At 67.0% G+C, this 1,644-nt stretch carries 1 protein-coding gene; it reads right to left on the reverse strand.

From position 1 onward, the window contains the following. Positions 1-93: 93 nt before the first annotated feature. A complete protein-coding gene (locus ABT085_RS46245; RefSeq protein ID WP_351623219.1) occupies positions 94-1,338 on the reverse strand; it encodes an IS110 family RNA-guided transposase in 1,245 nt (414 codons plus the stop codon). Positions 1,339-1,644: the final 306 nt, after the last annotated feature.

Below are 1,644 nucleotides of genomic sequence, written 5' to 3' on the forward strand. Positions count from 1 at the left end.
TGACTCTGACGCGTAAATAACAGCAGGTGGGGGCTCTTTCGGGCAGGGGTGTCGGCCCGGTCGGGTCTGTCCGCCGGGCCCCTTCCCCCCTGTTCACCCGGCGGCCTCCATCGGGTCGAGGGTGACGCGGTATCCGAGATCGTTCAGTCGGGATACGGCTCGGCGTGCGGCTCGTTCGGGGTCCCGCCGGGTGAAGTAGTCGCCGCCGAGATCGTGGTAGGGCACGTTGTCGCTGAGCATGTGCCAGACCGCGATGATGATCGAGTGCTCGACGGCGACCAGTGCCTTGATCGGGCCACGGCGGGCGGTCAACCGTTTGTAGCGTGCCTGCAGGAAGGAGCCCTTGGTCCGTGCCGCTCCGAACGCGGCCATCCCGAGGGCTCCCTTGAGATAGGGGTTGCCGGGTCGGACCCGGGTGCTGCGGACCCGGCCCGCCGATTCATGGTGCCCCGGACACAACCCGGCCCAGGAGGCCAGGTGTTGGGCCGAGCGGAACCGGGTCATGTCACCTCCGGTCTCTGCCACGATCACCTCGGCCACTGCCTGGTTCACCCCGGGAATCGTGTCCAGCAGGTCCAGCGCCGGGCGGAAAGGGCTCATCGCCTCCTCGATCCGGACGGTCAGCTGTTTGATGGCGCCGGACAGCTGGTCGTACTGATCGAGATAGAGACGGGTCAGGAAGGCGTGGTGCTCGCGGAAGCGGCCGGTCAGCGCCTGGTTCAGCTCGGGAATCTTGCTGCGCATGCGGCGTTTGGCGAGGTCGGCCAGGAGGTGCGGATCACGTTGCCCGTCGATCAGTGCCTGGAGCATGGCGCGGCCGGAGACCCCCATCAGATCGGAGACGACGGCGGAGAGCTTGATGCCGGCGTCTTCCAGCAGCTTCTCCAGGCGCTGTGCGACCTGGGCGCGTTCGCGGGTGAGCTGGGTGCGGGTCCGGGTGAGATCCCGCAGCTCGCGTACCGGCTGCGGAGGCACGAAGGAGGCGCGGACCAGGCCGTGGGAGCCGAGTTGGGCCAGCCAGGCAGCGTCGGAGACGTCGGTCTTGCGGCCGGGCAGGTTCTTCACCTGACGGGCGTTGACCAGGATGACGTTCAGTTCCTCGGCCAGCAAGTAGTAGAAGGGCTTCCAGTAGTCGCCGGTCGCCTCCATCACCACCAGGGTGACCCCCGCGCCGAGGAGGTGTTCGCGCAGGTCGAGGATGGCGTTGGTGGTGGCACCGAAGGTCGTGGTCTGCTGGGTGAACGTCCCCTTCCGCCTGGGACTGGGGGTACGCACGCATACCTTGGCATCTCGTTTGCTGATGTCGATTCCGGCGCAGCGTTCGTGAAGGACGTCCATGGCCACGGCTCCGATCCTGTTCGGTTCTCATTGCCTGGTGCCGTTCCGGGAGGGCCAAGGCAGTACGCAGAATCTGACGCGCGTGCTCATGGCAACACTCCACGGTTCCCGTGGACGGCCCTCAGTACCACGCTGTCGTGCGAGCTCGGAGGCATCACAGAGTCATCGGTCTCGTCCGGAACGAACAGTTCCACTGTCCCGACGTGACCGTTCCCGCGGCAGGGCGGTCAAGGTCGCGCGCGGCGCATACCGACCCATTTACTGTGCCCCCGGCGCACGGCGAAGCCGCGCTGGATCGCTGTCGGG

Source organism: Streptomyces sp. NPDC002265 (assembly GCF_040296125.1).
Classification (GTDB): domain Bacteria; phylum Actinomycetota; class Actinomycetes; order Streptomycetales; family Streptomycetaceae; genus Streptomyces.